The sequence below is a fragment of the Heliomicrobium undosum genome (assembly GCF_009877425.1).
GTDB classification, from domain to species: Bacteria; Bacillota; Desulfitobacteriia; order Heliobacteriales; family Heliobacteriaceae; genus Heliomicrobium; species Heliomicrobium undosum.
In genome coordinates this window covers 88,604-115,515 of sequence record NZ_WXEY01000003.1, presented here as the reverse complement: position 1 = coordinate 115,515, position 26,912 = coordinate 88,604, and the positions used below count along the sequence as shown (strand labels likewise).

The window sequence follows — 26,912 nt, the reverse complement described above, 5'->3', positions numbered from 1 at the left end:
AGGTGCATAGGAGGAAAGGTCATGCTCAAAAACTACCGCTGAGGAATGCCGGTGAGGAGGGAAAAGGATGTCGCCCTTGAACTGGCAGTGGTTCAAACAACTACTGCAGGTCGACCCGCCGACGATGAAAAAAACCTTTTCCCTCTCCCCTTATGACAAGTGGCTGGAAAAGCAGGGAAAGCGCTCAGGGGCAAAAAAACAGATCCCCACCAGCAACCTTTACGCCCCAGCCCTTTCACGACAGTTTCCTAAAGAGAAAACCGGCGGCGACAACAACAGCGATGCAAAGGGCGAGAACAGGGGAAGTGGACGCTTCAAAGGAAACGCAAGCGTCGGCGCCGCATCCTCCAAAGATGAAGCCATACCGGATAGGCTCGCCGATGTGCAGAGATGGCTGTCCCGAGAATTTACCATCCGGCTCAACCCGGACCTGCGACTGCGTCACTTGACGATCGGACTGCCGCAGCCTGTTCCAGCGCTGCTCGCCTTTTATCAGAGTCAAGTCAACAACGAACACCTGAGCGACATGGTGATCACGCCCCTGATGATGCCCTTCGACTTCACCATCGGCGACGGCGATCAAGGAAGCCCTCCCGCCTCCCCAACGAAGGATTCGCAGGCGAATGCTTCCCCGCCGAAAAATCACCTGATGAACACCCTCGCCACGCGATTTGCCACGACAGTGGGGCAGATTACACCGCTGCCGACGAAAGGAGCGGTCGTCGACGCCCTGACCAACGGTCATGTGGCGCTCTTTGTGGAGGGCCAGTCAGAAGCGCTCATGTTCGAGGCGGCATCCCTGCCGGGCCGCGGCGTGGAACAACCGGTCACCGAAGCGGTCGTGCGCGGACCCCATGAGGCCTTCAACGAAAACATCGACAGCAACATCGGCCTTTTGCGCGCCCGCCTGCGCAGTCCCCGCCTGCTCGCCGAGATGGGGCTCACGGGCCAACTGGGACAACTCCGATACAGCCTGATCTATGTGGCCGGGTTGACCCACCCGGCGCTGGTGCGGGAGATGCGGCGCCGCATCACAGCCATCGACGCTGACGCGATTCACGATATCGGACTGCTTGCCCAGTATGTAGAGGACCATCCCAACGCCTTTCTCCCCCAGCAGATGATCACAGAACGTCCCGACCGGGTGGCGGCGGCGCTGACCGACGGCGCTGTCGCCGTCCTCCTCGATCGCAGCCCCTACGCCCTCGTCGCGCCAGTCACCTTTTGGAACCTGCTGCATTCGCCGGAAGACATGTACCTGCGCTGGCCCTATGGCGCCTTCGCGCGCGTCGTCCGCTTTGTCGCCACACTGATCACCATTCTGTTGCCGGGACTCTATATCGCCGTCACATCCTACCACCCCGAAATGCTGCCGACAGAACTGATGCTCTCCACGGCGGCGGCGCGGGAACGGGTGCCCTTTCCCGTGCTGGCCGAGGTCATCTTTCTCGAATTGGCCCTTGAGTTGGTCCGCGAGTCGGGCATCCGCATCCCCAAACAGATCGGCCCCACCATCGGCATCGTCGGCGCCATCATCATCGGTCAGGCTGCCGTGGAAGCGGGCCTGATCTCGCCCGTCCTCGTGGTGCTCATGTCGGTCACCGCCCTGGCCGTCTTCATCATCCCCTCCTACGACCTGCTCTACGGCGTCCGGCTCCTGCGCCTGCTCTTCGTCCTGGCCGCCTCTCTGTGGGGGCTCTTCGGCATCGCCTTCATTTCGACGATCCTCGCCCTACACCTGTCCAGCATGAAATCCCTCGGCGTCCCGCTGCTCTCCCCGGTGGTCCCGGCCCGCCGCCACGGCGACGATGTCATCCTGCGGCCGCCCATCTTCGGCCAGTCTAAACGTCCTTCCGAAAATCGCCCCGTCGAAAAAACACGGCAGACACCCCTGCAGCGACCCTGGAATCCGGCGGCGCGCGTCAGCGTCCAAACGAAGGAATCAAAAAAGAGTCCCTCCAGGCAAGGCGATTCATCATGAAACAAGCCGAGCGCATCGGAACCGCAGAAGCCATCTTTTTGCTCTGGGTCATCCTCGACACCAACATTTTTCTGGGCCTGCCCCGTTACTTCGCCGCTGACGCCTATAGCGCCATGTATCTCATGCCTTTTTTCAGTTACCTTTTCACGGCGCCCATCCTGTGGATGATCATCCGTCTGCGGGAGTACCACCCGCAATCGATTTTCACGGAAATACCGGGCAAACTCTGGGGTCGGTGGGCATCGATCCTGCTGACGTGGATTGTGGCGATCTTCTTCACCTTTTCCACAGGAAACTATATTCGACAATTCGTCTCCCTGATCAACGACGCCATCCTCCCCTTGTCACCGGCGTCCTTCCTGATCATCCCCTTTACGTTGGCTATCGCCTTTGGCGCCTACCACGGGCCGGAATCGATCAGCCGGGCCAATTACCTTCTCCTCCCCGTCACCCTGGGCGGCTATCTCTTGCTGCTTTTGAGCGCCTATATCATCGGGGAACCGTCGCTGGCCACCCCTGTTTTTGGTCCCGGGCTGGATCAATTGCTCTGGTCGGGGCTGTATCGGGTGCCCTTTTTTCTTGAAATCGTCATCCTCACCGTCTTGTATCCTCACTTTCGCAGCAACAAACAATTCCGGCAGGTCGTCTGGCTCGGGACCTTTCTTAATATCGTATTGCTCGCGCTGGGTCTTCTCGCCTATGCGCTGAACTTCCCGGCAGCGGCGACGCAAAATGTAGGCTTTCCGGTCTTTCAGTTGGCCCGCAACATCTATTTCGGCCGCTACCTGCAACGCGTCGAGGCGCTGTTCACCTTCATCTGGGTGATCATGTCCATATTTAAACTGTCCCTCTCCCTCTACGCCGGCGCCATCACCTTTGCCAGGGGTGTCGGCGCTCCCTTCTACCAACCCTACGTGCTGCCCCTGTCGGTGCTGACGGTGGTATCCTGCTTCTTGGCGCCCGATTACATGACAGCGCTGGAGTGGGAATGGGGGATCCTGCGTTACGCATCCACGGGGCCTTTTGTGGCGTTGCTCGCCCTGCTGCTGATCACGAGCTACTGGAAGGCGAAAAAAAAGAGCGCCGCCCCGAGGGGGAAGACGCCATCGATATCCTGAGAAATCGGCCGAAGAAAAGACTCCTGCTCATCTTCAGTTGCATTCTCCTGCTCGGCGTCCTGCCGGGCTGTTGGGACAAACGGGAGCTGGACCAGTACGCCTTTGTGCTTTCCATGGGCATCGATCTGGGTGAGCATGACGAGATCGAACTGTCCGTGCGCATCGCCATCCCCTCGGGGATGGCCCAGCAGGGCGGCGCCGGCAGGGCATCCTCCCCGGCAGAGGTGTCCAAAGTCATCACCGTCACCGGCCGGACCACACCGGAAGCCATGGCCCACCTGGACAGTCAGGTGGAGCGGCAGGTGTCCTATATGCATTGCCGGACCGTCCTGATCGGCGAGAGCCTCGCCCGGCAAGGCATCGCGCCCTACCTCGATGTGTTCAACCGTTACCGCGAGTTCCGGCGATCCCTTTTTCTCTTCATCATAAAAGACGTGCCTGTCCGGGACATTTTCATGAATACAACGCCGGTGTTGGAGTACAACGTGGCCCGCTACCTGGAGAGCATCGTCGTGTCGATGGAGCGAACCGATTACGCCCCAGTCACCCGGCTCCTCGATATCAACCGGACGCTGGAACAGCACAACGTGGATTCCGTGATGACCGTTTTTACCCTAAACCCGCAGATCCTCAAGGAGAAGCAAGACACCAAGGTGAAACCGCGACCCACGCCGGAGTTCCGACGCGATGATCCCGATCCGGAAGCCGGTCAACCGGAAACGGATCCTGGCAAGTTGCACCGTTCCGGCGGCAATCCCCTCGAGTATATTGGAGCAGCCGTTTTAGTGAGTGGAAAATTGGTCGCCTACATGGATGGCGAAGAGACGCGAATTTGGTCGATGCTGGTCGGAAGATATACGACCGGTCTTTGGACTTTCCCCGATCCCTCTCAACCAGGCAAATATATCTCCCTGCGACTCAACCGCGGCGACCCCATCGAGGTGACTGTCGACGATTCGGTCCGTCCCATCCGCATCATGGTTAAGGCAGAACTGGACGGAACGGTGGTCGAGGTGAGCAGCCGAAAGCCTTACATTACACCGGAAGGCTTCCGGGAGATGGAGAGGATGGCAGACAAAGACCTCAACGACCGCGCCCTTCGCCTGGTGAAAAGGATGCAAAAAATCCCCGCCGACCCCTTCCTTTTCGTCCGCACCTTGCGCATGCGCACCCTCACGGCCAGGGAATACTGGCGTATTCCCTGGCATGACTGGTATGAGGAGGCTGAATTCATTCCAGTCATTCATGTCGAGGTGCGCCGCCCCGGCTACCAGATCCAGCCGGGCGAACCGGCTGGGAAAGAGGAGCGACTTGTTAAATGACCAAAAGCCAGGCCCTGGGCATGGTGATCGTTACCGCCATCTGCGTCTATACCGTCAACTACGGCCGCTGGCTGCAAAAGCGCGGCTATGCGGAAGCCGCCTGGTCGAGCTATCTGTTGGCCGCTGTCACCTTCCTGGCGCCAATCGCCTATATCTTGATGCGGGCGATGCAGGAGTGATTCGTTCTTATTCCTTGGCGGCGATGGCGACGCCAAGGGCTAAATCGGCTAATGGGGCGGGTCAACGGGCCAAGAGTCACATAGATTGAGGCCGGGCGCACAAGACCGATTGCTCTTTTAACCCTGACGGTTGAAGGCGGTCATGCCTGTCACCGCCGTCACGAAAGCGAAGGCGCTCAAGGCGGCCACATCGACGGCAAGGCTGTGATGGAGCATGACCGCCGCCTCTGGGATACCCCGGTAGATGACGTTTCTGAGCGCGTCAACGCCATAGGTGAGCGGGTCGATGCGCATGAGCCACTGCAGCCATGTAGGGGCGCTCTGCATGGGATACATGGCGCCGCTCAAGAAAAACATGGGCATGGTCAGGAAGTTGGAGATCAATTGGAATCCCTGCATTGACTCCATCCGCCCGGCGATGGAGATGCCCAAGAGCCCGATGGCGAAACCGGTGAGGGCGCAGATGGGCAGGACGAGAATCGCCGTGCCGATGGTGATGGGCACGCCGGCCAGCGGCGACAGGGATAAGAGCACAACGCCCTGAAAGCAGACGATGGTGCCGATGCCGAGGGCCTTGCCGACGGAGATGGCCCAGCGGGGCACGGGCGCGACGAGGATCTCTTTTAAGAAGCCGAACTCGCGGTCCCAGATGATCGAGATCCCCGAGGACATGGATGTGAACAGGACCGACATAGCGATGATGCCGGGGTAGATGAAGGTCATGTAGTTCACATCGGCCGCGCCAGGGGCGAGGCGGAAGGTCATCGAGGCGGCGATGCCTGTCCCGACGAAGGTGAGATAAAAGGTGGGCTGGAGGATCATGCCGGCCCACTGGCTTTTTTCGCGGATGAAACGGATCAGTTCGCGGTACCAGATGACGTAGATGGTTTTTAGCACATTTTCCAATGATGACACCTTCTTTTTTGATTTCCGATTTGTTTACGTAAGCGCCGATTCGTTTCCTCAAGTGCCATTGGCTTCTTCGATTTTCTACTCGCTTTTCTTCTATTCGCTTACCCTATGAATATCTCTGAGGCGTTCTGATTGATGAACTCCCCTTCCCTTTGATTGCCCTTCTACCGTCTTTTGGTTAGTATAGAGGTTAGCAATGGAAGTTAATATGAACGCGGAAGGCTTTAAAGGGGCATGCATATGGATAATATTATCACTGTTGAACACTTAGTCAAACGGTACAACGATTTTCCGGCTGTCGACGATATATCCTTCTCTGTAAAAAACGGCGAGATCTTCGGATTTCTCGGTCCCAACGGCGCCGGGAAATCGACGACCATCAAGATCCTCTGCACCTTGCTGTCCATCACCTCAGGCAGGGCCGTGTTGAACGGTTTTGATGTGGAGAAAGATCCACTGAAGGTGCGCCAGTCGATCGGTCTCGTCTTTCAGGACTTTTCCCTGGACGACCGCCTGACCGCCATGGAGAACCTCTACTTTCACGGGATGCTCTACAACGTACCCCGGCGCGTGTTGCAAGAGCGGATGGATTCGGTCCTGGAGATGGTCCAACTGACGGACCGGAAAAATGATCTGGTCAAGAAGTATTCGGGAGGCATGAAGCGACGGTTGGAGATCGCCCGGGGCCTGCTCCACTATCCCAAGGTGTTGTTTTTAGATGAGCCGACCATCGGCCTCGATCCCCAGACCCGCACCGCCATCTGGGAACATATCCTGCACCTCCGGGACAGCCTGGGGCTTTGCATCTTCCTGACGACCCACTACATGGACGAGGCGGAGAACTGCGACCGCATCGCCGTCATCGACCATGGGAAGATCATCGCCCTTGATACGCCTGCCAATTTGAAGACATCGACTGTAGGCGGCGATCGGATCACGCTGACTGCTGACGATAACGGGTTTATGGCGGAGGAATTAAAAAACCGCTTCGGCTTGGAAGCGGTCCTTCAGGACGATAGGTTGAGTTTTCAGGTCGATCAGGGTGATTCGTTTATTCCGCGACTTGTTGCGGCCTATCCCGAGCGGGTGAAGGCAATCAGCCTCCATGAGCCTACCCTGGACGATGTATTTTTGGCATTGACGGGCCGGGGGATTCGGGATGAGTTTTTAAGTGATGGGGATAGGTTTCGGCAGCGGAGGTTGAGGAGGAGACGGTAATCGCCTTTATTGAACATGCTGCCCTTAATTTGATTAGGGCAAATAAAAATCAATCGCCGCATTTTCATCAGCAGTCCAACAACTACTTATATTCTTCCTCTGACATGAAACGAAGGCATCATATCCTAGATATTCTTTGGTTTTTTGTAAGTTTTTCTCGGTTACATTAGTTTTGTATACATAATTATCTCTCCATCCACAGAAATATTTTTTCTCTGATTCTTCGACGTTTGTTTTGTAAATGGCTATTTCGTGTGATTTTGGATAATTGTTTTTGTTGGCAAATTTAGGTATGTTGTTATTAAAATGCTCAAAGAATTTATTTGTGGAGAAGGAATTACTTGGGTCATAGTTTAGATTTAATACCCTGCATAGTTCAGCATATTTTTCACCTAAAAATGTGTTGATATTAAAGCCTTTTTCCACCGTTAATTCAAAATAGAAGTTCTTTGCTTTTACTCCGAACATGAGTTTATAAGGTTCTTCATCAATAAAAAAGAAAACATCGAATACTACCCGATTGAAAGAAAATTCAAATTTGTAACGTTTAATTTGTTGTTTAATCATATCTTTATGCAGATCGACCAGCCCGGTTAATTTCATTTGAAACCGCTCCTTTTTCACACTTTTTAGTACCTTTCATCCTTGAAAATCACTTATTATTTATATGACTTCCACTAGTTCCTCCCTTCTTGTTTATAGGCTTATTATTTCATGCTAATCAAGTCACGAAAATCTTTTTGGTTGATTTTGTAGCAATTCGCCACAAATCATCCGTAAGTCTATGCTTGGGTTTATTAAGCTAACGTAGTACTGTTCTTGTGCTAAGTTGCGGAGAGATGAGGTTTAACTTGGCGGAGCACTTGTGAGAACGTCGAAAATCATATAGAAAGGAAATATACCGTCTACACCCGCTTGCTCCTGCCTGTTTTTCGGCGTATAATCGTTTTGTCACCAAAGATTGTCGCCATAGATTTTTAATGTTCAAAAAATAAACTGCACACTTGCTAGGGGTGCCGCCGCACGGCTGAGAGAGAAGGTCCCTTCTCAACCCTTTGAACCTGACCTGGGTCATACCAGCGGAGGGAAGCAATCGGAAGCGCCTAACCTATCGCTTTCTGAACGGCTTGCCCCTTGCGGCAAGCCGTTTGTTGTTGCTTTTTTGTGTTGTGGAAAGGAGTGCCCCCATGCGCGCCACTGTCAACGGCGTCCCGGTGGAACTGCCGGGCGCTACGCCCTTGCTCGCCTTTTTGGCGGAGCGCAAGCTGGACCCCGCCGTCGTCGTGATCGAATACAACGGCCAGATCCTGCACCGGGATCGCTGGCCCGACACCTGCATCAGCGACGGCGACACCCTCGAAATCCTGTCATTCGTTGGAGGAGGTTGAACCATGGATCGATTGGTCATCGGCGGGCGGGAACTGAAAAGCCGCCTATTCATCGGCAGCGGCAAATTCGCGGACGAGCGCATCATCGGCGACATCGTCGCCCAGACAGGCGTGGAGGTCGTCACGGTGGCCCTGCGGCGCGTCAGCCTCTCCGGCGACGGTGAAAACATCCTGCATTGCATCCCCAAAGAGTGTGTCCTGTTGCCCAACACCTCCGGGGCCCGGACGGCGGAAGAGGCCATCCGCATCGCCCGCCTAGCCCGCGCCGCCGGCTGCGGCAACTGGGTGAAGATTGAGGTCATCTCCGACAACAAGTACCTGCTGCCGGACAACAACGAGACGATCAAAGCGACCCGCGTCCTCGCTGAGGAGGGCTTTGTTGTCCTCCCCTACATGCACCCCGACCTCTACGCCGCCAAGGAACTGGAGCGGGCCGGAGCCGCCGCTGTCATGCCCCTCGGCGCCCCCATCGGCACTAACCGGGGCTTAAAGACGAAGGAGATCGTCCGCATCCTCATCGAGGAGTGCAGCGTCCCTGTCATCGTCGACGCCGGCATCGGCAAGCCCTCCGAAGCAGCGGAAGCCATGGAGATGGGTGCTGCCGCCTGCCTCGTCAACACGGCCATCGCCACCGCCGGCGATCCCCTCGTCATGGCGCGCGCCTTCAGCCAGGCCGTTGAGGCCGGCCGCCTCGCCTATTTGGCCCAGCCGGGCGAAACGACCGAATACGCCCGGGCTAGTTCGCCCTTGACGGGCTTTTTGGGGAGTTAAGGTCCATGCACTCTTTTTATGAACAGATCGAGGCTTACGCCAGCTTTGACTTCGCCGGTTTTCTGGAGCGCGTCACCCCACGGCAGGTCGATCTTGTCCTGAAAAAGGACTTCCTTTCTCCCCTCGACTTTTTGGCGCTGCTCTCCCCCGCCGCCTCGGAACGCTTGGAGGCGATAGCCCAAAAGGCCCACCGCCTGACGCGCCAGCACTTTGGCCGCGTCATCCAACTGTACACGCCCATCTACCTCGCCAATCACTGTGTCAACCGCTGCCTTTACTGCAACTTCAACCACCGCAACGACATCCAGCGACGGCAATTGACGGAGGCAGAGATCGAAGGGGAAGCGGAAGCCATCGCCGCCACGGGGCTGCGGCAAATCCTCCTGCTCACCGGTGAAAAACCGGGCAAGGATGCCCTCGACTACCTGATCCGCGCCGTAGACATTGTCCATCGTCACTTCACCGCCGTCGGGATTGAAGTCAACCCGATGGATGTGGAGGAATACCGCCGCCTGGCTGCAGCCGGTGTGGACAGCCTCACCATCTACCAGGAGGTCTATGACCGGGCCGTCTACGACCGCCTTCACCCCGCCGGGCCAAAAAAAGACTACCGCTGGCGTCTCGACGGGCCGCAGCGCGGTTGTCAGGCCGGCTTCCGTGCCGTCAACATCGGCGCCTTGCTGGGTCTCAACCACTGGCCGTCAGAAGCCTTTTTCACGGGTCTCCACGCCAGTTACCTGCAAAACAAATACCTCGGGACAGAGATCGGCATCGCCGTCCCCCGCATCAAGGCCGGCCCCGGCAGCTATCAGCCGGAAGCGCCCGTGGCGGACCGCGACCTCGTCCAGATCCTGCTCGCCTTCCGCCTCTTCATGCCCCGCGCCGGTATCACCTTGTCCACAAGGGAACCGGCTGAACTGCGCAACCACCTGCTCCCCCTCGGCATCACCCGCATGTCGGCTGGCTCCAACACGGCCGTCGGCGGTCACATCGACGACGAGGCCGACGAGGGCCAGTTCCGCGTCTCTGACGAGCGTTCCGTCGACGAGGTGCGCCAGATGCTGATCGCCAGGGGGTACCAGCCGGTTCACCAGGATTGGCACAGCCTGACCTAACGAACGATTTGCTCCAGCCAAAGTCAAAGCCGCCTTCTACGATATCCCATCAAAATAAACCTGGTCATTGTTGCGTATTATGAAGGAAGGTTAAGCGGGACACTCCCCATGGGGCGCCCCGCTTTTTTTCGTTCTGCCTTTTTTCTTCCTCTTTCGCTTCCTCTTTTCCGGCCTTTCGATTCAAAGGAGGATTGCACCTTTTCCTCTTTCCTCCACTACATTGAACTACAAGATAATTATTCCATTTTTGGATGACTGTCATTGTGGGAGTAAGGAGGGATTCGATGGAAGTGTTGCCGACACCGGATTGGAGCACCCTCGACCAGGGTTACTTTTCCACAGTCCTCTTCGTCCTGATTACCTCAACGGTCGAACTCGTTAAATACATGATGAAAACCCAGTCGGAAAAATTCAAAGTGCTCCTGCCCTTTGTCCTGATAGGGGCGGGTTTCCTCTGGGGCGGCCTCTTCGGCCTCTGGACAAAAGGCAGTTTATTATGGAGCAGTTTCAAGCATGGCGCCGAATACGGCATCTATGTGGCCTGTGTCTCCGGCGTATCATACGGGATGATCAAGTCCTTCCGCCAAATTCGAGATGGGATGGGGAAGAACAGCGGGAATGGGGAGCCCTACAATACTGATGACGGAAATGACCGTGGCAACGGTCAAAAGAATGGAAAGATGTAACGGTGCAAAGGCCACACTGACTTGGGGCCTTTTTCTTTTTTCTCTCATTCAAAGAAACGGCTAACCCTCAAAGGCAAGATGCTTGCTCATAATTAGTTAACCAATAAATCATATTTCCAGAAAAATTATTCCATCAAAAGAGGAATTTGTCTGATGACGCCGAAATTTTTCCATCACAAAGAGAGTTCATTTATTAAGCTATGAGAGGAGTGATACCCTCATTGTTTGGTTTGGACTATGAAGGCTTTTTCTCCTACATAACCGGACATGACCCTTATCCTTTCCAAAGCCGCTTTGCTTGCTTAGAAAGATGGCCGGATACAATTGAACTCCCAACTGGCTGCGGCAAAACAGAGACGGCAGTACTACGATGGCTCTGGAAAACCATCACAGCCACAAAATCATCCGAACAGCCTAGTCCCCACCGACTGGTCTACTGTTTGCCGATGCGTATTTTAGTTGAGCAAACGACCCAGCGAATCAGCCGTTGGCTCGATAATTACGAATCGTATATCAAAAAAAGCGGCCTTACGGGAGTTGAGAAACCTTACCTTATCACCTTGATGGGCGGAGTGGAGTACAAGCGCTGGGATATAGAGCCGGAAAAACCAGGCGTCATCATAGGTACACAGGATATGCTGTTGTCTCGGGCGTTAAACCGAGGATACGCTATCAGCCGATACCGATGGCCCATTGAGTTTGGTTTGTTAAACAATGATTGTCTCTGGGTGATGGATGAAACGCAGTTGATGGGTTCGGCAGTCACCACATCGGCTCAACTCAATGCATTTCGTAAAAACTTCAAAACCTTTGGTGACTGCCATACTGTCTGGATGTCGGCCACATTGCAACCGGATTGCTTAAAAACCGTTGACCATCCGCAACCGCCAACAGAACAACACTTCTCCTTGTCACCAGATGATTTTGCCAACGAAATCCTCTCCGAGAGAATTCACGCAGGCAAAGAAGTCAAGGAATTAAAACTGTCCGTGCCAACAAACAACGCAAAATATCCTTCTGCGCTTGCAGAGGCCATTCTACGCGTTCATCGCGAAAGACAACGAACCATTATTATCATGAACACAGTTAAGCGAGCGCAGATGTTGTACGAGTCCTTAACCGGCGTGCAACAAAAGTCAAACCGCACCAGAAAGAAGAGTGATGCTGTACAAAGCCAAATGCCCGATACCGTATTGATCCACGCCCAGATGCGCCATCCGGAACGGAACGCCGCGCTCCAGCGAATCCTGAGCTTCAAGGCTGGAGAAGAGAACTCGCCTGGACAAATGTCGCATGGACAAATCATCGTGAGCACTCAAGTGATAGAAGCGGGAATCGATATCTCATCCAGTGTGCTGATCACCGAGTTAGCCCCTTGGATGAACATTGTTCAGCGAATGGGACGCTTAAACCGGGATGGGAAAAGCCGTGATGCGCAACTGTTCTGGATCGACGTTGCTGATAAACATTCAGCGCCATACGCCCCAGAGGCAATACAGCGTTCCCGCCGTATCCTGCAAGCGATCAACGGCGAAATGGTCACCTCAACCTCCCTTCCAGAGGCGTCGCCGGAGGAAGAACTGGCGCTCGACGTGCTGCGCAAGCAAGATCTTCTCGATTTGTTTAACACGACAGCCGACTTAAGCGGAAACGACATCGACGTGTCAAGGTTTGTCCGCAACACCAAAAACGGGGATGTATTTTTTTGCTGGCGATCATTAAATCGCCAGCCCCCCAGTCCAGATATTCCCCGACCTCTTCACCAAGAATTATGTCCTGTCGTCATCCATGAAGCCCAAACATTTATTAAGGACCATGTGGGTCATGCTTGGGTATGGGATCTCCTTGACCGAGAATGGCGCTCCTACCGCCCCCATGATCTATACCCTGGACAAGTCATCCTCATCGACGCTGAAGCGGGCGGGTATGACAGGAGTCTCGGCTGGTCGCCTCAAAAAACAGAACCTGTGCCCGTTGTTCAAATAAACGACATACATCCAAATGAATCATCGGGCGATGATCATTACTCATTCCAGAAACAATGGCTCAGCTTGGCGGACCATAGCGCAGATGTCGCCCGTCATGCAACGCGGTTGTTACAGTCATTGGACCTCCCCGATCTCGAAACCTATCACCCTGACATATACGCGGCTGCTATCTGCCACGACATAGGAAAGGGCCACGAAACCTTCCAGACTACCTTGTTATCCGATCTCGGCGATTCAGAAAAGGGCGAACGTCTTGGAACCATATGGGCCAAGTCGCCCTGCCCCCCTAAACATCATCAACGGCCTCATTTCCGTCATGAATTTGCCAGCCTCTTGATGCTGTTAGCCCACGATTCCATTCAAGTTCCTAATCCTAATGGTCATGAACCCCTGTCAATTTCCGATTTATCAAGATATCTCGTGGCAAGTCATCATGGACATGTGCGAATCGGGATTCAGTCTTATCCCCTTCCTCAAAGGGAGAGAGCAAGTGGAAGGGAACACATGATCCTTGGCATTCAAGACGGAGATTCTGTCCCGCCAGTTGATTTAGGTTTTCCCTTTCCCGCCACCACCCTATCGTTAGACTGGGCAAGTCTTGGCGGTCCCGATGAAGAAAGACCGTCATGGCTGATGCGCAGCCTGACACTGTTAGATCGGCTAGGACCGTTTCGACTCGCCTTTCTGGAAGCGTTGCTTCGGGCCGCCGATATTCGCGCGAGTATGTCTGTGGAGGGAGAGACATGCAGTGTTAATGCGTGAGACACCCCTTAACGGCTGTCCTTCAGAACCGATCATTCATTACCTAAAAGCGCTGGGCGCACATCGTCTGCTTGCCAAGCAAACCGAACTGCCGGTAAAGGGCGCTTGGAAAGACGGTTGCTATCATCTTTCCGGTCTGCCGGATGAGTCATCCATCATCTCCTTTTTCTTAGATCAATACACCCCCACCCCGATCTTGGCGCCCTGGAATGGCGGCTCGGGGTTCTGGGGAGGCCCGACAGCCTCCGGAACATTAGAGACGGTCAAACAATCGAGTCATCCCCGTTTTTCCTTGTTGCGCGACGCAATCGAAACGATTCAACAGTTCATCGACCATAACCGGCTAAAAAAACCGGGCAATCTTAAGCAGAAGGATAGGGAAGCGCAAAAGCAACGAATGATCCGGTGGCTGCGCTCCTGGATGTCCGATGATTTCGCCCTGTGGTTGGATGCGCTATGCCTCTTTACCGATGATCGCTTATCTATGGCCCCATTGTTGGGAAGCGGCGGCAATGACGGCAATCTGGAGTTTTCCAATGTCTACATGCGATGCCTCGCACAAATTCTTCCATTAAATGAAGGTCCGATTGATGAAGCGTTCCGCAACAGCAGCAAAGCATGGCTGGAAAAATCACTATTTGATCGAGGCGCCCCCCGGCTCGTCGAAGACACCTCATCCGGTCAATACCATCCTGGCAGCGTCGGCGGACTCAACGGCACACAGGGCTTTTCAGCCGGGGCATTAACCAATCCATGGGACTTTGTTCTGATGATGGAAGGAATGCTTCTCTTTGCGGGCGTCGTGACTCGCCGGTTGCAGGCGCAAGGAAGACAACGGATTTCATTCCCCTTTACGGTCTACCTTTCCCAAGGTGGCGCAACAACGGTAGCCGTGAGCGAAAACCAACAATCGGAGATTTGGCTGCCTCTCTGGGAGCGTCCCGCTTACTTCCCGGAAGTGGCCCGTCTCATGGCCGAGGGGCGGATGCAGATCGGTCGACGCCAGGCTGAAACCGCTTCTGACTCTGCTCGCGCCGCCGTCGCTTACGGCGTGCAAAGAGGTTTGTCCTCCTTTGAACGCGTTGGGCTTATCGTTCGCAATGGAAAGTCACGTTTCGCCGTGCCGCTGGGACGCCTACAGATCAAAGAGCAACCAAAAATCCATTTGCTGAATCAAATCGACCCATGGGTGCAGCATTTTTTCCGGGAGATCCGCAACTCTGATGCGTCCAACCGCCTGCGAAGAGCCGGCGCTTCACTGGAAGCGGCGATATTCGCCTATGCCCAGGACGAGCACGCTGAACGCCTCCACGATCTGATGTACGCGCTATCCAATGCAGAAACAGCGTTATATTACAGCATGAAAAGCAACCGGAAGTTCCGGATTCATCCCCTGCCCTATCTATCCAAAGAGTGGTTTATGAACGCAAACGACGGCTCGCCTGAATACCGATTGGCTGCCGGAATGACATGCTTGGCAGTATGGGGGGACACCATCGAAAAACCGCGAAAAGTCATCCTTCCCACTATGCGCGAATACCTCTCTCCAGTCCGGTATATTGCAGAACAACGGCGATTGACATGGGTAAGCGATTGGCGTGAGGACGCATGGAGCCAAGGACCGCTGCCGCAAAACATTATCCACCTGTTCTTGCGCCGTTATCAAACCTATTGCCGCGTCACATCACAACGCAAAGCGCCGATCCTTGGACTATCCCTGGTTCCATTAGCCGATATCACCCGATTCATCGAAGGGGATGTTGACGATGAGAAAATTGAACGCCTCATTTTCGCTTTTTCGTTGCTCTCTCCCCAATATCAGCCGAAGTCACATGAACAAACAGGGTTATCTGATCTGGAATGGCCAATGAGCCGACTCTATGGCTTATGCAAATTACAGTACCATCACCGGCCGCTTCCGCAGACTGAACATTTAGAGGCGACTGATTCCACTGGCTTGCCGACGGATACAACCCTGCTGAAACGCTTGGTCAACGGAGATCCCGATGGCGCCGTAGACATTGCATTACGACGACTGCGAACAGCGGGACTCATCCCGCTGGCGACAGGAGGAAGCCACACCCCCTCGCGAAAGCCAGCTTTTTCCGTAAGCCGCGAGAAGTGCACGCGCTTGGGGGCCGCTCTACTGTTTCCTATCTCCGACACCGATATCCGCCGTGTGATGCATCGGGTGTTACGCCCATTGACCCGGGGATAAAAAAGATTAAGGAGGCCGTAATAATGGAAAGGTTATTTACCGCCCTTGGTAAATCTTCACGAATCCTTATGCGCGCGCCATTAAAGCCGGTACAGGGAAACCGTTTTCAGCCCACCGGGTTCCCTGAATTAGGTGCGGCAACCTATCGGATGCCCAATGGCGAAAGCATGCTGCTGGTTGAATCCCCTCAATCGGTAGCAAACCGCCTCGAAAAAGTCTGTTGGGACGACGCTGCATTGGACGTTGCCGAATCGCTGCGTGGGATGCCCTATGTCCGCATTGAAATGAACGGCGCTTATCTGGGCAGTTCATTGACGGAGGCGCATCGGCTGAATTCCCCTTACATCCTGAAAAGCAAAGACACGAGCTTCCATGATCAACTCGTCAAGGCGGTTCAAGATGCCCAAAAAGATGGCCGAAGCACACAGAAAATGGCTGCCTTCTTGTTCAGTGTCGATCCTAACTCGCTGATCCACGGAATTTTTCTGGCAAATATCAAGGAAAAAGGCAGTCTCTTTCGGTTTCCTCGGCTGTTATCCGGATTTATCGAAGCGACGAAGGTCTTACCCGTTGAAAGCGGCGGCGTAAAAATCGATCGGATTGAACCGAGCGCCAACACAAAAGAAGGATTCGGCAACGTCTTATATCCTCGCACAGAGTATACTGCCGAATCGATCACGGCCTTTTTCAATATTGATCTTGTCCTGTTGCGTTCCTACGGTCTCGGTGAAAGATCTGAACAGTTTTTGATTTCATTGGCGGTTTGGAAAATCTATAAGTTCATCAACGATGGCTTGCATCTGAGAACCGCCTGTGACTTGACGCCGGTAAACGAGAACAACGAACTGGAGTTGGACAAGCCCGCCGATTGCGACTTGCCAGCTTTTCATGCGGTTGACGCTTTCATCCGTAAACAGATCCCCAACATAGAGAACTTTGTGTCGCCCCCAGTGACCGTTGTCAACTTCATTCCACCCTCCAACTGGAAGAAGGACAACAGCGCCAACAGCGTAGCGGGCGATTCGGAATCCATTGAAACTGCCGGAGAATAACGATATGATCGGAATGGAAATCAATTTCCTTGCCGGCAAATATCACGCCACACCGTGGGGAAAGAGTTGCAATGAAGGCATCCCCGAGTGGCCACCCTCGCCGTGGCGGATTCTTCGGGCGCTAACAGCCATTTGGATGCAGACGATGCCGGAAATCACGCGCGCCGAGATGATGAGACTGTTGACTCCCCTGACAGCCCTCCCCTGCTATGTGCTCCCTCCGACATCTGTCGGTCACTCGCGACATTACATGCCTATCGTCGAGGGAAGCCAATACGGTTCCGGCTTGGTCATCGATGCCTTTGTAGCGATCGATCGCGCTACGCCTCTGCAGGTGATATGGCCGAATGTAAACTACACGCCTGCTGATCTTGAGATTTTATCTAAACTTGTTGGCAATGTTACCTACCTTGGGCGAGCCGATTCATGGACGCAATGCCGAATCATCTCGGACCTGTCTCAACCTGCGGTGAACTGTGTCCCATTGTCTGTCGGTTCTCTTCCGCTTTTCGCCCGAAGGACGGAACATTTGCGGCTGTTAACGTTGTTCGGTGTTCAAGGCGACACGCTGATCGATGTCTTGCTCCTTCAAACAGGAATAAACCGAGGCGCGAACAAGTCCATTGACCCGCCCCATGCCCGGTGGGTGACATACCTGCGTTCCACAGATACCCAAAAAACACTCCCAGTTAGAGATAGGCGCGATAAGCCCCTGGATTATGTGGCAGCCTGTTTTGCCCTCGATCGTGTACCGCTTCCGTCTGTCCTGGAGACCCTTCGGGTTGGTGAACAAACTCGTATCGCCGTTATGGGACTCTTTGGCAGACTGTTTGAAGGACGTATCTCCGTCACCCTGTCCGGCAGGGTAGACGGTCAGCCCGCCAAAGGACATCGCCATGCCTTCTATCTTCCTGTTGATACAGACGGAGACGGCTATCTTGACCACATTGTCGTCTATTCCCCGGCAGGGTTTACTGTTCAAGAATTGCTCGCCTTTGAAACCCTCAACGAGATCCCTTGGGGCGTCCATGACCACGATGGTTCTAAAACCCAGCAACGACTGCGGTTAATGCTGCTGGGTCTTTACAAGATGGGAGACCTGACGGCGAATCTGCCGCAGCTTTTTGGACCTTCCCGGCGTTGGAGATCGGCCACTCCCCTTGTGCTAACCCGACATCCCAAATGCTATCGAGACGGGCGACTAAAGTGCCACGCCAATGGAGAGCAAATCGACGGACCGGAAGATCAGATTCGCAAAGAATGGAACAAACATTATGCTGATCGCCATGAATGGGCTAATCTTGTCAGTATAAAATGCTCTTCGACCATCATGGCCCGTCCGGATCACCCTGTTCGCTGTCTTTCCTTTAAAACAATCCGTCAACGGGGAAAGGGGCACAGCGCCGGCTTATCCTACAGCCTAACGCTTGAATTTGACAATCCTGTGTCTGGTCCGCTGGCCTTTGGTTACGGCAATCACTATGGGTTGGGGATGTTTGTGCCTGATCTGGGTTAATCAGAACGTTTGATGTTTTGTCTTAGAAATGCGCGAACCTGTGGCGATCATAAAATAGCCGTAGGTTCGCGATGAAGAAAAACCCTTGTCTATTCAAAGGATTTTATTTTGTAGGAAGTGCGCTATATCTGTTTTGAGCAAATCGAAATGGGGTTCGCGCGAGAGGGGACTGAGAGCCCTTCTGTGAAAGGGTTTTTGAGGAATAGCGTTACATCCACGCCGTGAGGCGTGGCTTCGTTGAAGCACGAAACTGGAAGACGGGTGCCGGGGAACGCGCCGTTACATCCACGCCGTGAGGCGTGGCTTCGTTGAAGCGCCTTATCAATCCGCGCCTTAAGCGCCGTCATCAGTTACATCCACGCCGTGAGGCGTGGCTTCGTTGAAGCCGGGATGCCTACATCGACCAAGCGGGCGTCGTCTGTTACATCCACGCCGTGAGGCGTGGCTTCGTTGAAGCTCTCCCGACCCACACAGACTGCGCGCTCAGCGACGTTACATCCACGCCGTGAGGCGTGGCTTCGTTGAAGCTTCGCCGCGCTGCTCAAAGGCTTTCCGCTCGGCCGTTACATCCACGCCGTGAGGCGTGGCTTCGTTGAAGCATTGCCGGTGGCCGCGACGAGATCATGGTCGAGCGTTACATCCACGCCGTGAGGCGTGGCTTCGTTGAAGCGCCACAAGGCGGCCGCGCTGCCGATGCAAAGTGAGGTTACATTCACGCCGTGAGGGGTGGCTTCGTTGAAGCAACGTCAGCATTCCGACCAGCCTGAACGGTCGCGTTACATCCACGCCGTGAGGCGTGGCTTCGTTGAAGCTGCCCACAATGCGGAAAGAAGGCGCCCGAGGAAAGTTACATCCACGCCGTGAGGCGTGGCTTCGTTAAAGCTGTGCAATTGAGACAAAACGCGATGTGCCCGTCAGTTACATCCACGCTGTGAGGCGTGGCTTCGTTGAAGCCTGAAAAACGCCTTCAAGAGGGTCAGAAAATATAGTTACATCCACGCCGTGAGGCGTGGCTTCGTTGAAGCATGATGCCGGAAGCAGCCCTCCCACGCTACGGATAGTTACATCCACGCCGTGAGGTGTGGCTTCGTTGAAGCATGATGCCGGAAGCAGCCCTCCCACGCTACGGATAGTTACATCCACGCCGTGAGGTGTGGCTTCGTTGAAGCAGCGGTTTGTCCTCCCCGCGTTGTTGCGCTTTCGATTACATCCACGCCGTGAAGCGTGGCTTCGTTGAAGCTCCTCTGGCATGTCCTGTCCGCAGGTTGGGCAGGGTTACATCCACGCCGTGAGGCGTGGCTTCGTTGAAGCATTCCCAAGGGCCGGCAAAGTGCGGCGCGGATCGGGTTACATCCACGCCGTAAGGCGTGGCTTCGTTGAAGCTGCAAATGGGTCTTCGGAAAAGACCGGTCAAACAGTTACATCCACGCCGTGAGGCATGGCTTCGTTGAAGCATATATGCAAGTGCCCAATATGGATACGGCATATGATACATCCACGCCGTGAGGCGTGGCTTCGTTGATGCTCGACGATGACGCCGCCGACCTTGGGTGGCTTGGGGGTTACATCCACGCCGCAAGGCGTGGCTTCGTTGAAGCAACCTAGACAAGGTGGGTGACGCCGCAAAAGAGGGTTACATCCACGCCGTGAGGAGTGGCTTCGTTGAAGCAAGATCCACGTCCTCGGGGTATCGGCGCTTTCTTGGGTTACATCCACGCCGTGAGGCGTGGCTTCGTTGAAGCGGCGTCATAGCTCCCCGGTCAACCATCTGGAGCAGTTACATCCTCGCCGCAAGGCGTGGCTTCGTTGAAGCTCTTGGATGTCTCGGTACCGGGGATACCGGAGGAACGCTACATCCACGCCGTAAAGCGTGGCTTCTTTGAAGTGAGAATAAGCTGACTACCGTAGCTACCGGTAGGTGATTCCATCCACGCCGTATGGTGTGGCTCCGTTGAAGAATTTATTAAGCCATGCCTAGTTTTGGACAAAAAAATCCGTCCGCGTAATGAATACGCGGCTCCGTTGAGAATAACATTTTAGAAATTGTTGTAAATTGGCCTACTTTTCATTAAAAGCTTCTTTGCGATTAACAATAATGCTAAAAAAGAATGTACACAGAGGCAACAAAATAAAATGATGCGCCCAAATCAAGTACACGCCTACACGGATCGACTCATGGGAATAGAGACCATAACCCGGTCTGATACCGAACAGGCGCACTTTGGGCAAAATGGCGCTTGTGATGAAGAAAAAGAGGATGAAGTAAACAAGGGACAAGGCGACAGAAGCGGCGATTTTTCTTTTTCCTTCTCCCGGCAACACTAGCCAGTTGAAAAGGGCAAGCAACATCCATATCGCGATCATGACGACATTCAAGACCAGATTGTAGATAACATTTCTCTCAAAGGCATGAGCACCCATATAGGCGATTCCCAACAGCAACACGATGACGAGCGGGATGACGATCAGCGCCTGCTCTTTTTTTTCGTAAATGCGTTCCAACCCTTCCCCTCCTCTGATTTCTTCGACGGTTTCACAGTTTAGACGAATCTGGAGACGATTGGGTTCCCATGAAATAAAACCCATGGAGAAATCCCGAAAAAAGATTTCTCCATGGGTTCCATGCGTCCCTGTTATCCCCCTTAAACCTTACCCTTGAAGCTCCTAACGCTTCTTTCCTATACCCCTATGCTTCTCCCGCCGGCGGCGTGAAGGTCCGGTTCGCCATCTCCGCGTCAAGCATGAACAGTCCGCTCGGGTTGTTGTTGACGAAGCGGAGCTTTTTGATTACACCTGAGAACAGTGCCTCCTCCTCCACCTGTTCATCGATGAACCAGCGGAGAAAGCTGATGGTGGCGTGTTCACGCTCATCGGTGGCCAGGTCCATCAGGGTGTAGATCCGTTTTGTCACAAACCGCTCATGTTCATAGCTCTTTTCAAAGGCGTCCAGGATCGAGGCGTACTCGTTCTGCGGCTCATCAAGACCTTTGAGCACCGCCCTCCCGCCCATTTCGTTGATGAAGTCGAAGAACTTCATGGCATGGAATCGTTCCTCTTCGGCCTGGACCTTGAAGAAGTTTTCAAAGCCGTTCAGGTCCTGATCGGCGCTGTAGGCAGCCATGGCGAGGTAAAGGTGGGCCGAAAACAGTTCGTGCTTTAGTTGTTCATTTAATTCATCTTGTAGTTTTTGCGAGAACATCCTATCCGCGTACCTCCTTGCTATTTCCGGAAACCCGGCGTGTCCGAGGTGTCCGAGGTGTCCGACATGTCCGGTGTATCCGGCATGCCCGGCATATCCCCCGCGTGCCCGGCATAACCGGCGCGTCCCATTTAGTTTTTCCTGCCATCCTGTCATTACGCAAGGAGGACGCATGTTTTATTCTTTACAGGAATGGAAAAAAACGAAAAATCGCAAGGAATCCGGGATGGATATCACGAATGAAATCAATCCCGAAGGAAAGGCATAGTTAAGGGGTATCGTTAAGGGGAGTGATAATAATGAGAACCAGGATTTGGGGCTATATATCCGTCGGTATTGCCGGAATGCTCGGATTGCTGATAGTAAATTTCTTCCTCCAGCCTTTGCCACTCAGTCTAACCTCGCCGCTTCGCCTGGCCGTTTTCTTTCCTATTATTTTGAGTCCCATCGGATTGGCGGCAGGTTATGCGGGATACCGCAAAGGAAAGGATGCCTATTCAAGATGGGGGATGTTTTCCAACGGGCTGCTCTTGCTCTTCACACAAGTCTATTGGGTTTTCGGCGCCTTATTATTCGGCCCTTAACTCCGCCTTAAAACAGAAAAAAAGCCACTGACTTCGTCAGCAGCCGGCGCCCCCACATGGGTCGGTTTTTTATTTTTCCGTTATCGTTTATTCGTCCCCAGCCCGGCCAGCAGTTGACCGATCCGCCGCGGCGTCATGAACCGGCAGGCGGCGCCGATTTTTTCTGCCTCGCCGGGCATGCCGTAGACGGCGCAACTGGCCTCGTCCTGGGCGATGGTGAGGCCGCCGGCGTCACGGATAGCCTTGAGGGCGGTGGCGCCGTCTTTACCCATCCCTGTCAGCAGGATGCCCCAACTGTCAGCTCCGTACTGGCGCGCCAGCGACGCCAACAGGACGCCGACCGACGGCCGGTGGCCCTCCATCGGGGCAGATCGAGTCAAGCGCAGGCAACCGCCCCGCTCAACCTCGAGATGAAAATCTTCAGGAGCGAAATACAGCCGGCCGGGGCGCATCTTCTCTCCGTCTTCCGCCAGTTTCGCCTCGATCCGGGAAAATCCGTTCAGGTGATGAACGAAGGCTTTCATGAAGCCGGCAGCCATGTGCTGGACAGCCACAATGGGCACAGGAACATCGAATATGACTTCGCGCAGGATCTCCGTAAAGGCCGTCGGTCCGCCTGTTGAGGCGCCGATGCCGATCACAGCCGGGGCAGCGATCGGCTGCCCATGTCCCAGCGGTGATTGCATTTGGGGCTGCCGGTTACGCCGGCGAAAGACCTTGACCCCGGCCAGGACGCTGATCTTATCAATGATCTCCTTCGCCTTGTCGTTCAGTGCCTTTTCGGCCAATCCGGCCGGTTTGTCGACAAACTCGAGCGCCCCTGCCTGGAGGACCTGGAAGGTCCGTTCGGCGTTGCCGTCAACGGCGCTCATGACCATGATCGGCTTCGGGAACTCCTCCATCAGCCGGCGCGTCAATTCGAGACCATCCATCTCAGGCATGTGCAAATCGGTGCAGACCACATCCGGATCCACCATGGGGATCAAGGCCAAGGCTTGGCGCCCGTCTGTCGCCGTTGCCGCCACCTCGATGTGTTCAGCCCGGGAGAGGATCTTCTTCAGTACAAAAAGCGCCACCGGCGAATCGTCTACGAGGACCACGCGGATCTTCTTCATGCCCGCCTCCATTACTTGCTCCCGACCCCGGCTAGATGAGCCGTCTCAAGGTTTCCATCAGAAACTCCTGGTCGAAGGATGATTTGACGATATAGGCGTCAGCCCCCACATCAACGCCCCGCTGCCGTTCGGCATCACGGCTGAGGGAGGTGATCAGGATGACCGGGAGGTCTTTGAGCGACGGGGAGTGGCGGATTTTCTCGGTCAAGGCGAAACCATCCATCTCCGGCATCTCCACATCACTGAGCACGGCCTGCACATCCCGCAACTGCAGGCGCTTCCAGGCTTCGGCGCCATTGACACAGGCGACGACCTCGTAACCGCCGCTCTCCACAATGCGCTTTAGTTGCACCCGGGTGGTGATCGAGTCGTCGGCCAGCAACACCCTGGGCTTTCTCGCGGCCTGCGGAACCGGGTCGGGGATTTTTCGCCCGCCGCCCTTGCGAACGGTGCGGATCAGGTCGTGGGGGTTGAGGACCATGCAAACCTCCCCAGTCCCCAGGGTCGTCGCCCCGAGCACATTGCGCACCCGTTTGAGCAGGGGACAGAATGGCTTGACGATGACCTGGCCTTCGGTGATGAAAGCGTCAACGATCAGCGCCAGGCTGTCGGCCGTCTCGCCCGTGGAGATGACGACACAAAACCGGTGTTCGCCAGTCGGCTTCAGCGTAGGGGCGTCCAGTTCCAGCAGAGCCCACAGTTCCGCCACCGAGATGGGCTGGCCTTCGTAGCGGATCGTCGGGGCGCCGCCGCTCTTATAGATGTCGCTGGTGGAGATGCGGATCAGGTTGGTCACCCACTCCGCCGGTATACCGTAATAATAGCGCCCGGCCTTGACGACGACAATGGCCGTCGTCATCAACGAGAGGGGGAGTTTGAGGCGGAATGTGCTTCCCTCGCCGGGGGCCGAATGGATCTGCACCATGCCTTTCAGTTTTTCCACAGTGTGCTTGACCACATCCAGACCGATTCCCCGGCCGGAGATGTTGGATACGACAGAGCGGGTGGAAAAGCCGGATTCGAAAACGAGCGCCTGGATCTGTTGCGCTGTCATGGCCTCCAATTCATCCCGGCTGCGCAAGGACAGGGTCATGGCTTTGCGCCGGATGGCCGCTGCGTCGAGGCCGGCGCCGTCATCGGCCACCTCGATGCGCACATGGGTCTCCGTTTGGCTCGCCGCCAGGCGGATCGTCGCCAAATCTGGCTTGCCCAGTTCCCGCCGGCGGCTTGCCCTTTCGACGCCGTGATCGATGGCGTTTCGGATCAGGTGGACCAGCGGATCTTTCAGTTGTTCTAGGATCAACTTATCCACCAGGATGTCGTCGCCGCTGATCTCGAGGCGGATTTCCTTTCCCTGATCGCGGGCCAGGTCGCGCACGAGCCGGGGAAACTGGCCAAAGAGGATGCTCAGGGGCATGAGCCGCATGTCCCGCACCTCTTCGTGCAGGTGGTGGGCGATATAGGACAGGCGTTCCGTGTCTGTCGATAGGAGTTTGTGCAGGTCAGAGAAGTCCCGGATCAACTGGGTGAAGCGACCGCGCAACAGCGATGAAGCGACGCCGCCGCGGCCGTCATGGAGGAACGATGTTCCAATCGCCACCTCCTCCAGGGAACTGATCAAGTGCTCTAACTGCTGCGCGCGGTCCTCGATTCGCCGCTGTACGACTGTCAGTTCCCCTGTCTCTTGGAGCAGGTCATCGAGGCGGGCTGTGGCGATGCGCACCGTTTCGAAACGGGCGTCGGCGGAGCTCTCCGGTTCCCGTAAGGGGGACGGTTCGACAGGCGCCCGTCGTAATGCCTTCTGCCCCGCCGGCGTATGAGGTTCTATCAACGGATCGGTTGACGGATTTGCTTCTGCCAGGGCTTCTAGCATTATCGACGGCCTCTCATATGAATGCGACTGCGATTGGCACGCCCTGTCAGCGGGTGTATCCGATTCCCGATTCGTTGATATCACATCATCCGGAGAAACATCCAGCGCCCCATCACCGGTCACCGCCTGGTAGGCCATCTTCCGAAGACTATCGAGCCATACTTCCAGTTCCGTCACCAAGACGGGCGTGACAGGCATCTCGCCGCTTTTCACCTGATCAAAGCAGTCTTCCAACTGATGGGCGAGGCGCTCCATATCTGTCTGTTCGACCAACCGCGCTGCGCCTTTGAGGCTGTGGGCGTCCCGGTACAGTTCCGTCAGCAGGGACGGTTCGGCGCCCGCCTCTTCCAGTCGCAACAGATTGGCTTCCATGCGATCCAACCGCTCCGTCGATTCGATCTGGAACAGTTCGCGCAGTTCATCGTCGCCGATCCGCATCTGCCCCACCCTCGTCCTACACCATGTCTTTCAGCATGATCCCCACTTTGTTCAGGTTCTGCATGCCGCTCTTCGTCTGGCTGATGGCAGCCGCGGTCTCCTTAGTGCCCCGGAGGATCTCCTCCATGGCCGATGTGACGCCGGAGACAGCTTCCGATTGCTGTTGCAGATTCAGGGACACCTGCTGGATATAATGGGAGATTTCCGCCATGCTCTGGTGCAGCCCGCCGAAAGCCTCCACCGTCTGCAAGGTGAATCGTTCGGTGGCGTCCACCTTTTTCGTACCCTCTTCGGTCACCATCACCGTCGTGTTCGTGGCCTTCTGCACCTCGCCCACGATGGCGCCGATCCGCTGGGAGGCCTTTTTGCTCTGATCGGCCAGTTTGCGGATCTCGGCGGAAACGACGGCGAAACCGCGGCCATGCTCGCCGGCCCTTGCCGCTTCCACGGCGGCGTTGAGGGCGAGCATGTTGGTCTGATCAGCCAGTTCCTTGACGGTGCCGCTGATGGCGCCGATCTGGCCCACCTGTTCACTCAGGTTCAGCATCTGCACGGCGATGGAGTTGACCTTCTCCTTCAACTCCCGCATCTCCCGCGCCGTATCCTCAGCGGTTCCCATGCCGCCAACAGCCGCCTGGGCCGACAGTTGCGCATTGTCGGCGATGCGCCGCGCCTGTTGAAAGGACTGATCCGAGGAGATGCGCAATTCCTCCATCGTCGAGGTGATCTCCGCCACAGACGAAGACTGCGAGATGGCCGTCCGTTCATTTTGTTCCACCGACGCCGCCACCTCGGCTGTCGTCGTGGCGATCGTCTCAATCGTCGCCTGGATGGGCCGGGCGATGCCTGTGGAGAGATAGGCGGCCGTCAGACCGGCGATAATCATGCCGGCGACGCTGATGATGAAATAGAGACGGATCACCTTCTCATGTTCCGCTTCCGCCTGTTTGGTCAACGCCGACGACCGGGTCAGGTTGTCGTTCATCAGTTCCCGGAGCAGGCTGTAGGTCTTGTCGGTCACCGGTGTCAGCTTCTGCCGGTAGACCTTTTCCGCTTCATCGAGCTTACCGCTGTTGATCAGCGCCGCTGCCTCTGCGCCGTAGGCATGGAGCAAGCGGTGCGGCTCTTCCAGTTCTTTAAGAACACTCTTCATCTCCGGCGACATCTGCTGGTACTCGGCTGTGGTCGTATACTCGTAATACCAGGTGCCCAGTTTGCACTTCGTATGATCCAGGATCCCCGTAAAGGATTTTTCCGTCAGCAAGGATTCTTTCAGATCATTCATCCACACCAGATGGGCATTCTCCAATTCTAGCATGAACTGGGCCTCTTTTTGCTGGGTTAAGGATTCATCCTGAAATCCGATGACCCGGAAGGCGAGGTATGTATCAACGCCAAAAAGTCCAGCCAGGAATACAAAGAGCAGGGCAAATCCTCCGAAAATCTTGGCGCGCAGGTTTTTTTGTAACTTCATCCG

Annotated in this window: 21 protein-coding genes, 1 CRISPR repeat array and 1 riboswitch; of the genes, 14 read left to right on the top strand and 7 right to left on the bottom strand. The window is 55.2% G+C overall.

What is annotated here, in order from left to right:
* Window positions 1–67: 67 nt before the first annotated feature.
* From GTO91_RS04335 to GTO91_RS04320, 4 genes are read left to right on the top strand one after another with little or no spacing between them, the layout of a single operon-like run.
* The gene (locus GTO91_RS04335) at window positions 68–1,981 is read left to right on the top strand and encodes a spore germination protein (RefSeq protein ID WP_161255405.1); all 1,914 of its coding nucleotides are present in this window, start codon (window positions 68–70) and stop codon (window positions 1,979–1,981) included.
* On the top strand, window positions 1,978–3,099 hold the full coding sequence (locus GTO91_RS17965) for a GerAB/ArcD/ProY family transporter (RefSeq protein WP_161255403.1): 1,122 nt from the start codon (window positions 1,978–1,980) through the stop codon (window positions 3,097–3,099). The genes GTO91_RS04335 and GTO91_RS17965 overlap by 4 nt, the downstream gene beginning before the upstream one ends.
* Window positions 2,991–4,421 carry a Ger(x)C family spore germination protein gene (locus GTO91_RS04325; RefSeq protein ID WP_328793731.1) on the top strand — a complete coding sequence of 477 codons (1,431 nt, stop codon included), beginning with the start codon at window positions 2,991–2,993 and terminating at the stop codon, window positions 4,419–4,421. The genes GTO91_RS17965 and GTO91_RS04325 overlap by 109 nt, the downstream gene beginning before the upstream one ends.
* Window positions 4,418–4,600, top strand: coding sequence for a hypothetical protein (locus GTO91_RS04320; RefSeq protein ID WP_161255396.1), 183 nt, complete (start codon window positions 4,418–4,420; stop codon window positions 4,598–4,600). The genes GTO91_RS04325 and GTO91_RS04320 overlap by 4 nt, the downstream gene beginning before the upstream one ends.
* Before the next feature lie 117 nt (window positions 4,601–4,717).
* Here GTO91_RS04320 and GTO91_RS04315 read toward each other — a convergent pair whose 3' ends face one another.
* A complete protein-coding gene (locus tag GTO91_RS04315) occupies window positions 4,718–5,497 on the bottom strand; it encodes an ABC transporter permease (protein WP_328793730.1) in 780 nt (259 codons plus the stop codon).
* A 255-nt stretch (window positions 5,498–5,752) separates the two neighbouring features.
* Between GTO91_RS04315 and GTO91_RS04310 the strand changes: the two genes are divergently transcribed.
* A complete protein-coding gene (locus GTO91_RS04310) occupies window positions 5,753–6,730 on the top strand; it encodes an ATP-binding cassette domain-containing protein (RefSeq protein ID WP_161255390.1) in 978 nt (325 codons plus the stop codon).
* A gap of 33 nt (window positions 6,731–6,763) precedes the next feature.
* Here GTO91_RS04310 and GTO91_RS04305 read toward each other — a convergent pair whose 3' ends face one another.
* A complete protein-coding gene (locus tag GTO91_RS04305) occupies window positions 6,764–7,333 on the bottom strand; it encodes a DUF6037 family protein (protein ID WP_161255387.1) in 570 nt (189 codons plus the stop codon).
* 396 nt (window positions 7,334–7,729) lie between these two features.
* A riboswitch (TPP riboswitch) is annotated at window positions 7,730–7,835 on the top strand.
* An 82-nt stretch (window positions 7,836–7,917) separates the two neighbouring features.
* Between GTO91_RS04305 and thiS the strand changes: the two genes are divergently transcribed.
* The 8 genes from thiS to csb2 all read left to right on the top strand — a co-directional run bounded on the left by thiS (window position 7,918) and on the right by csb2 (window position 18,226).
* On the top strand, window positions 7,918–8,118 hold the full coding sequence (gene thiS, locus GTO91_RS04300; protein WP_161255384.1) for a sulfur carrier protein ThiS: 201 nt from the start codon (window positions 7,918–7,920) through the stop codon (window positions 8,116–8,118).
* A gap of 3 nt (window positions 8,119–8,121) precedes the next feature.
* Window positions 8,122–8,889, top strand: coding sequence for a thiazole synthase (locus GTO91_RS04295; protein WP_161255381.1), 768 nt, complete (start codon window positions 8,122–8,124; stop codon window positions 8,887–8,889).
* A gap of 5 nt (window positions 8,890–8,894) precedes the next feature.
* Window positions 8,895–10,004, top strand: a complete 1,110-nt coding sequence (gene thiH / locus GTO91_RS04290) for a 2-iminoacetate synthase ThiH (RefSeq protein WP_161255379.1) — start codon at window positions 8,895–8,897, stop codon at window positions 10,002–10,004.
* A 284-nt stretch (window positions 10,005–10,288) separates the two neighbouring features.
* Window positions 10,289–10,690: a hypothetical protein gene (locus tag GTO91_RS04285; protein ID WP_161255376.1), complete on the top strand. Its 402-nt coding sequence runs from the start codon at window positions 10,289–10,291 to the stop codon at window positions 10,688–10,690.
* Between the two features lie 221 nt (window positions 10,691–10,911).
* Window positions 10,912–13,440 (top strand): type I-G CRISPR-associated helicase/endonuclease Cas3g, encoded by a 2,529-nt coding sequence (cas3g, locus tag GTO91_RS04280; protein ID WP_161255373.1) that lies wholly within the window; start codon window positions 10,912–10,914, stop codon window positions 13,438–13,440.
* Complete coding sequence (gene cas8g1, locus GTO91_RS04275; RefSeq protein ID WP_235919144.1) at window positions 13,433–15,658, top strand: type I-G CRISPR-associated protein Cas8g1/Csx17; 2,226 nt, start codon at window positions 13,433–13,435, stop codon at window positions 15,656–15,658. The genes cas3g and cas8g1 overlap by 8 nt, the downstream gene beginning before the upstream one ends.
* A gap of 23 nt (window positions 15,659–15,681) precedes the next feature.
* Window positions 15,682–16,710: a type I-G CRISPR-associated RAMP protein Csb1/Cas7g gene (gene cas7g, locus GTO91_RS04270; protein ID WP_161255367.1), complete on the top strand. Its 1,029-nt coding sequence runs from the start codon at window positions 15,682–15,684 to the stop codon at window positions 16,708–16,710.
* A gap of 4 nt (window positions 16,711–16,714) precedes the next feature.
* Entirely contained in the window at window positions 16,715–18,226 is a 1,512-nt protein-coding gene (gene csb2, locus GTO91_RS04265) for a type I-G CRISPR-associated protein Csb2 (RefSeq protein WP_161255364.1), read from the top strand.
* A gap of 206 nt (window positions 18,227–18,432) precedes the next feature.
* Window positions 18,433–19,751: a CRISPR direct-repeat array (repeat unit 38 nt; unit sequence CGTTACATCCACGCCGTGAGGCGTGGCTTCGTTGAAGC).
* A 533-nt stretch (window positions 19,752–20,284) separates the two neighbouring features.
* Here the strand turns inward: csb2 and GTO91_RS04260 are convergent.
* Both GTO91_RS04260 and GTO91_RS04255 read right to left on the bottom strand, forming a co-directional pair.
* A complete protein-coding gene (locus GTO91_RS04260) occupies window positions 20,285–20,728 on the bottom strand; it encodes a hypothetical protein (protein ID WP_161255361.1) in 444 nt (147 codons plus the stop codon).
* A 184-nt stretch (window positions 20,729–20,912) separates the two neighbouring features.
* The gene (locus GTO91_RS04255) at window positions 20,913–21,425 is read right to left on the bottom strand and encodes a ferritin (protein ID WP_161255358.1); all 513 of its coding nucleotides are present in this window, start codon (window positions 21,423–21,425) and stop codon (window positions 20,913–20,915) included.
* A 299-nt stretch (window positions 21,426–21,724) separates the two neighbouring features.
* Between GTO91_RS04255 and GTO91_RS04250 the strand changes: the two genes are divergently transcribed.
* Window positions 21,725–22,009 carry a hypothetical protein gene (locus GTO91_RS04250; protein WP_161255354.1) on the top strand — a complete coding sequence of 95 codons (285 nt, stop codon included), beginning with the start codon at window positions 21,725–21,727 and terminating at the stop codon, window positions 22,007–22,009.
* An 80-nt stretch (window positions 22,010–22,089) separates the two neighbouring features.
* On the opposite strand, the gene cheB is transcribed toward GTO91_RS04250, so the two are convergent.
* The 3 genes from cheB to GTO91_RS04235 are packed head-to-tail and all read right to left on the bottom strand — an operon-like array spanning window position 22,090 to window position 26,909.
* Window positions 22,090–23,124, bottom strand: coding sequence for a chemotaxis-specific protein-glutamate methyltransferase CheB (gene cheB, locus GTO91_RS04245; RefSeq protein WP_161255351.1), 1,035 nt, complete (start codon window positions 23,122–23,124; stop codon window positions 22,090–22,092).
* Between the two features lie 31 nt (window positions 23,125–23,155).
* Window positions 23,156–25,435 carry a hybrid sensor histidine kinase/response regulator gene (locus tag GTO91_RS04240; protein ID WP_161255348.1) on the bottom strand — a complete coding sequence of 760 codons (2,280 nt, stop codon included), beginning with the start codon at window positions 25,433–25,435 and terminating at the stop codon, window positions 23,156–23,158.
* A 16-nt stretch (window positions 25,436–25,451) separates the two neighbouring features.
* A complete protein-coding gene (locus GTO91_RS04235; protein ID WP_161255345.1) occupies window positions 25,452–26,909 on the bottom strand; it encodes a methyl-accepting chemotaxis protein in 1,458 nt (485 codons plus the stop codon).
* Window positions 26,910–26,912 lie beyond the last annotated feature (3 nt).

Coding starts and splice junctions, on each gene's coding strand:
- GTO91_RS04335 (WP_161255405.1), top strand. CDS start 68: ATGTCGCCCTTGAACTGGCAGTGGTTCAAACAACTACTGCAGGTCGAC.
- GTO91_RS17965 (WP_161255403.1), top strand. CDS start 1,978: ATGAAACAAGCCGAGCGCATCGGAACCGCAGAAGCCATCTTTTTGCTC.
- GTO91_RS04320 (WP_161255396.1), top strand. CDS start 4,418: ATGACCAAAAGCCAGGCCCTGGGCATGGTGATCGTTACCGCCATCTGC.
- GTO91_RS04310 (WP_161255390.1), top strand. CDS start 5,753: ATGGATAATATTATCACTGTTGAACACTTAGTCAAACGGTACAACGAT.
- GTO91_RS04305 (WP_161255387.1), bottom strand. CDS start 7,333: ATGAAATTAACCGGGCTGGTCGATCTGCATAAAGATATGATTAAACAA.
- thiS (WP_161255384.1), top strand. CDS start 7,918: ATGCGCGCCACTGTCAACGGCGTCCCGGTGGAACTGCCGGGCGCTACG.
- GTO91_RS04295 (WP_161255381.1), top strand. CDS start 8,122: ATGGATCGATTGGTCATCGGCGGGCGGGAACTGAAAAGCCGCCTATTC.
- thiH (WP_161255379.1), top strand. CDS start 8,895: ATGCACTCTTTTTATGAACAGATCGAGGCTTACGCCAGCTTTGACTTC.
- GTO91_RS04285 (WP_161255376.1), top strand. CDS start 10,289: ATGGAAGTGTTGCCGACACCGGATTGGAGCACCCTCGACCAGGGTTAC.
- cas8g1 (WP_235919144.1), top strand. CDS start 13,433: ATGCGTGAGACACCCCTTAACGGCTGTCCTTCAGAACCGATCATTCAT.
- cas7g (WP_161255367.1), top strand. CDS start 15,682: ATGGAAAGGTTATTTACCGCCCTTGGTAAATCTTCACGAATCCTTATG.
- csb2 (WP_161255364.1), top strand. CDS start 16,715: ATGATCGGAATGGAAATCAATTTCCTTGCCGGCAAATATCACGCCACA.
- GTO91_RS04255 (WP_161255358.1), bottom strand. CDS start 21,425: ATGTTCTCGCAAAAACTACAAGATGAATTAAATGAACAACTAAAGCAC.
- GTO91_RS04250 (WP_161255354.1), top strand. CDS start 21,725: ATGAGAACCAGGATTTGGGGCTATATATCCGTCGGTATTGCCGGAATG.
- cheB (WP_161255351.1), bottom strand. CDS start 23,124: ATGAAGAAGATCCGCGTGGTCCTCGTAGACGATTCGCCGGTGGCGCTT.
- GTO91_RS04240 (WP_161255348.1), bottom strand. CDS start 25,435: ATGCGGATCGGCGACGATGAACTGCGCGAACTGTTCCAGATCGAATCG.
- GTO91_RS04235 (WP_161255345.1), bottom strand. CDS start 26,909: ATGAAGTTACAAAAAAACCTGCGCGCCAAGATTTTCGGAGGATTTGCC.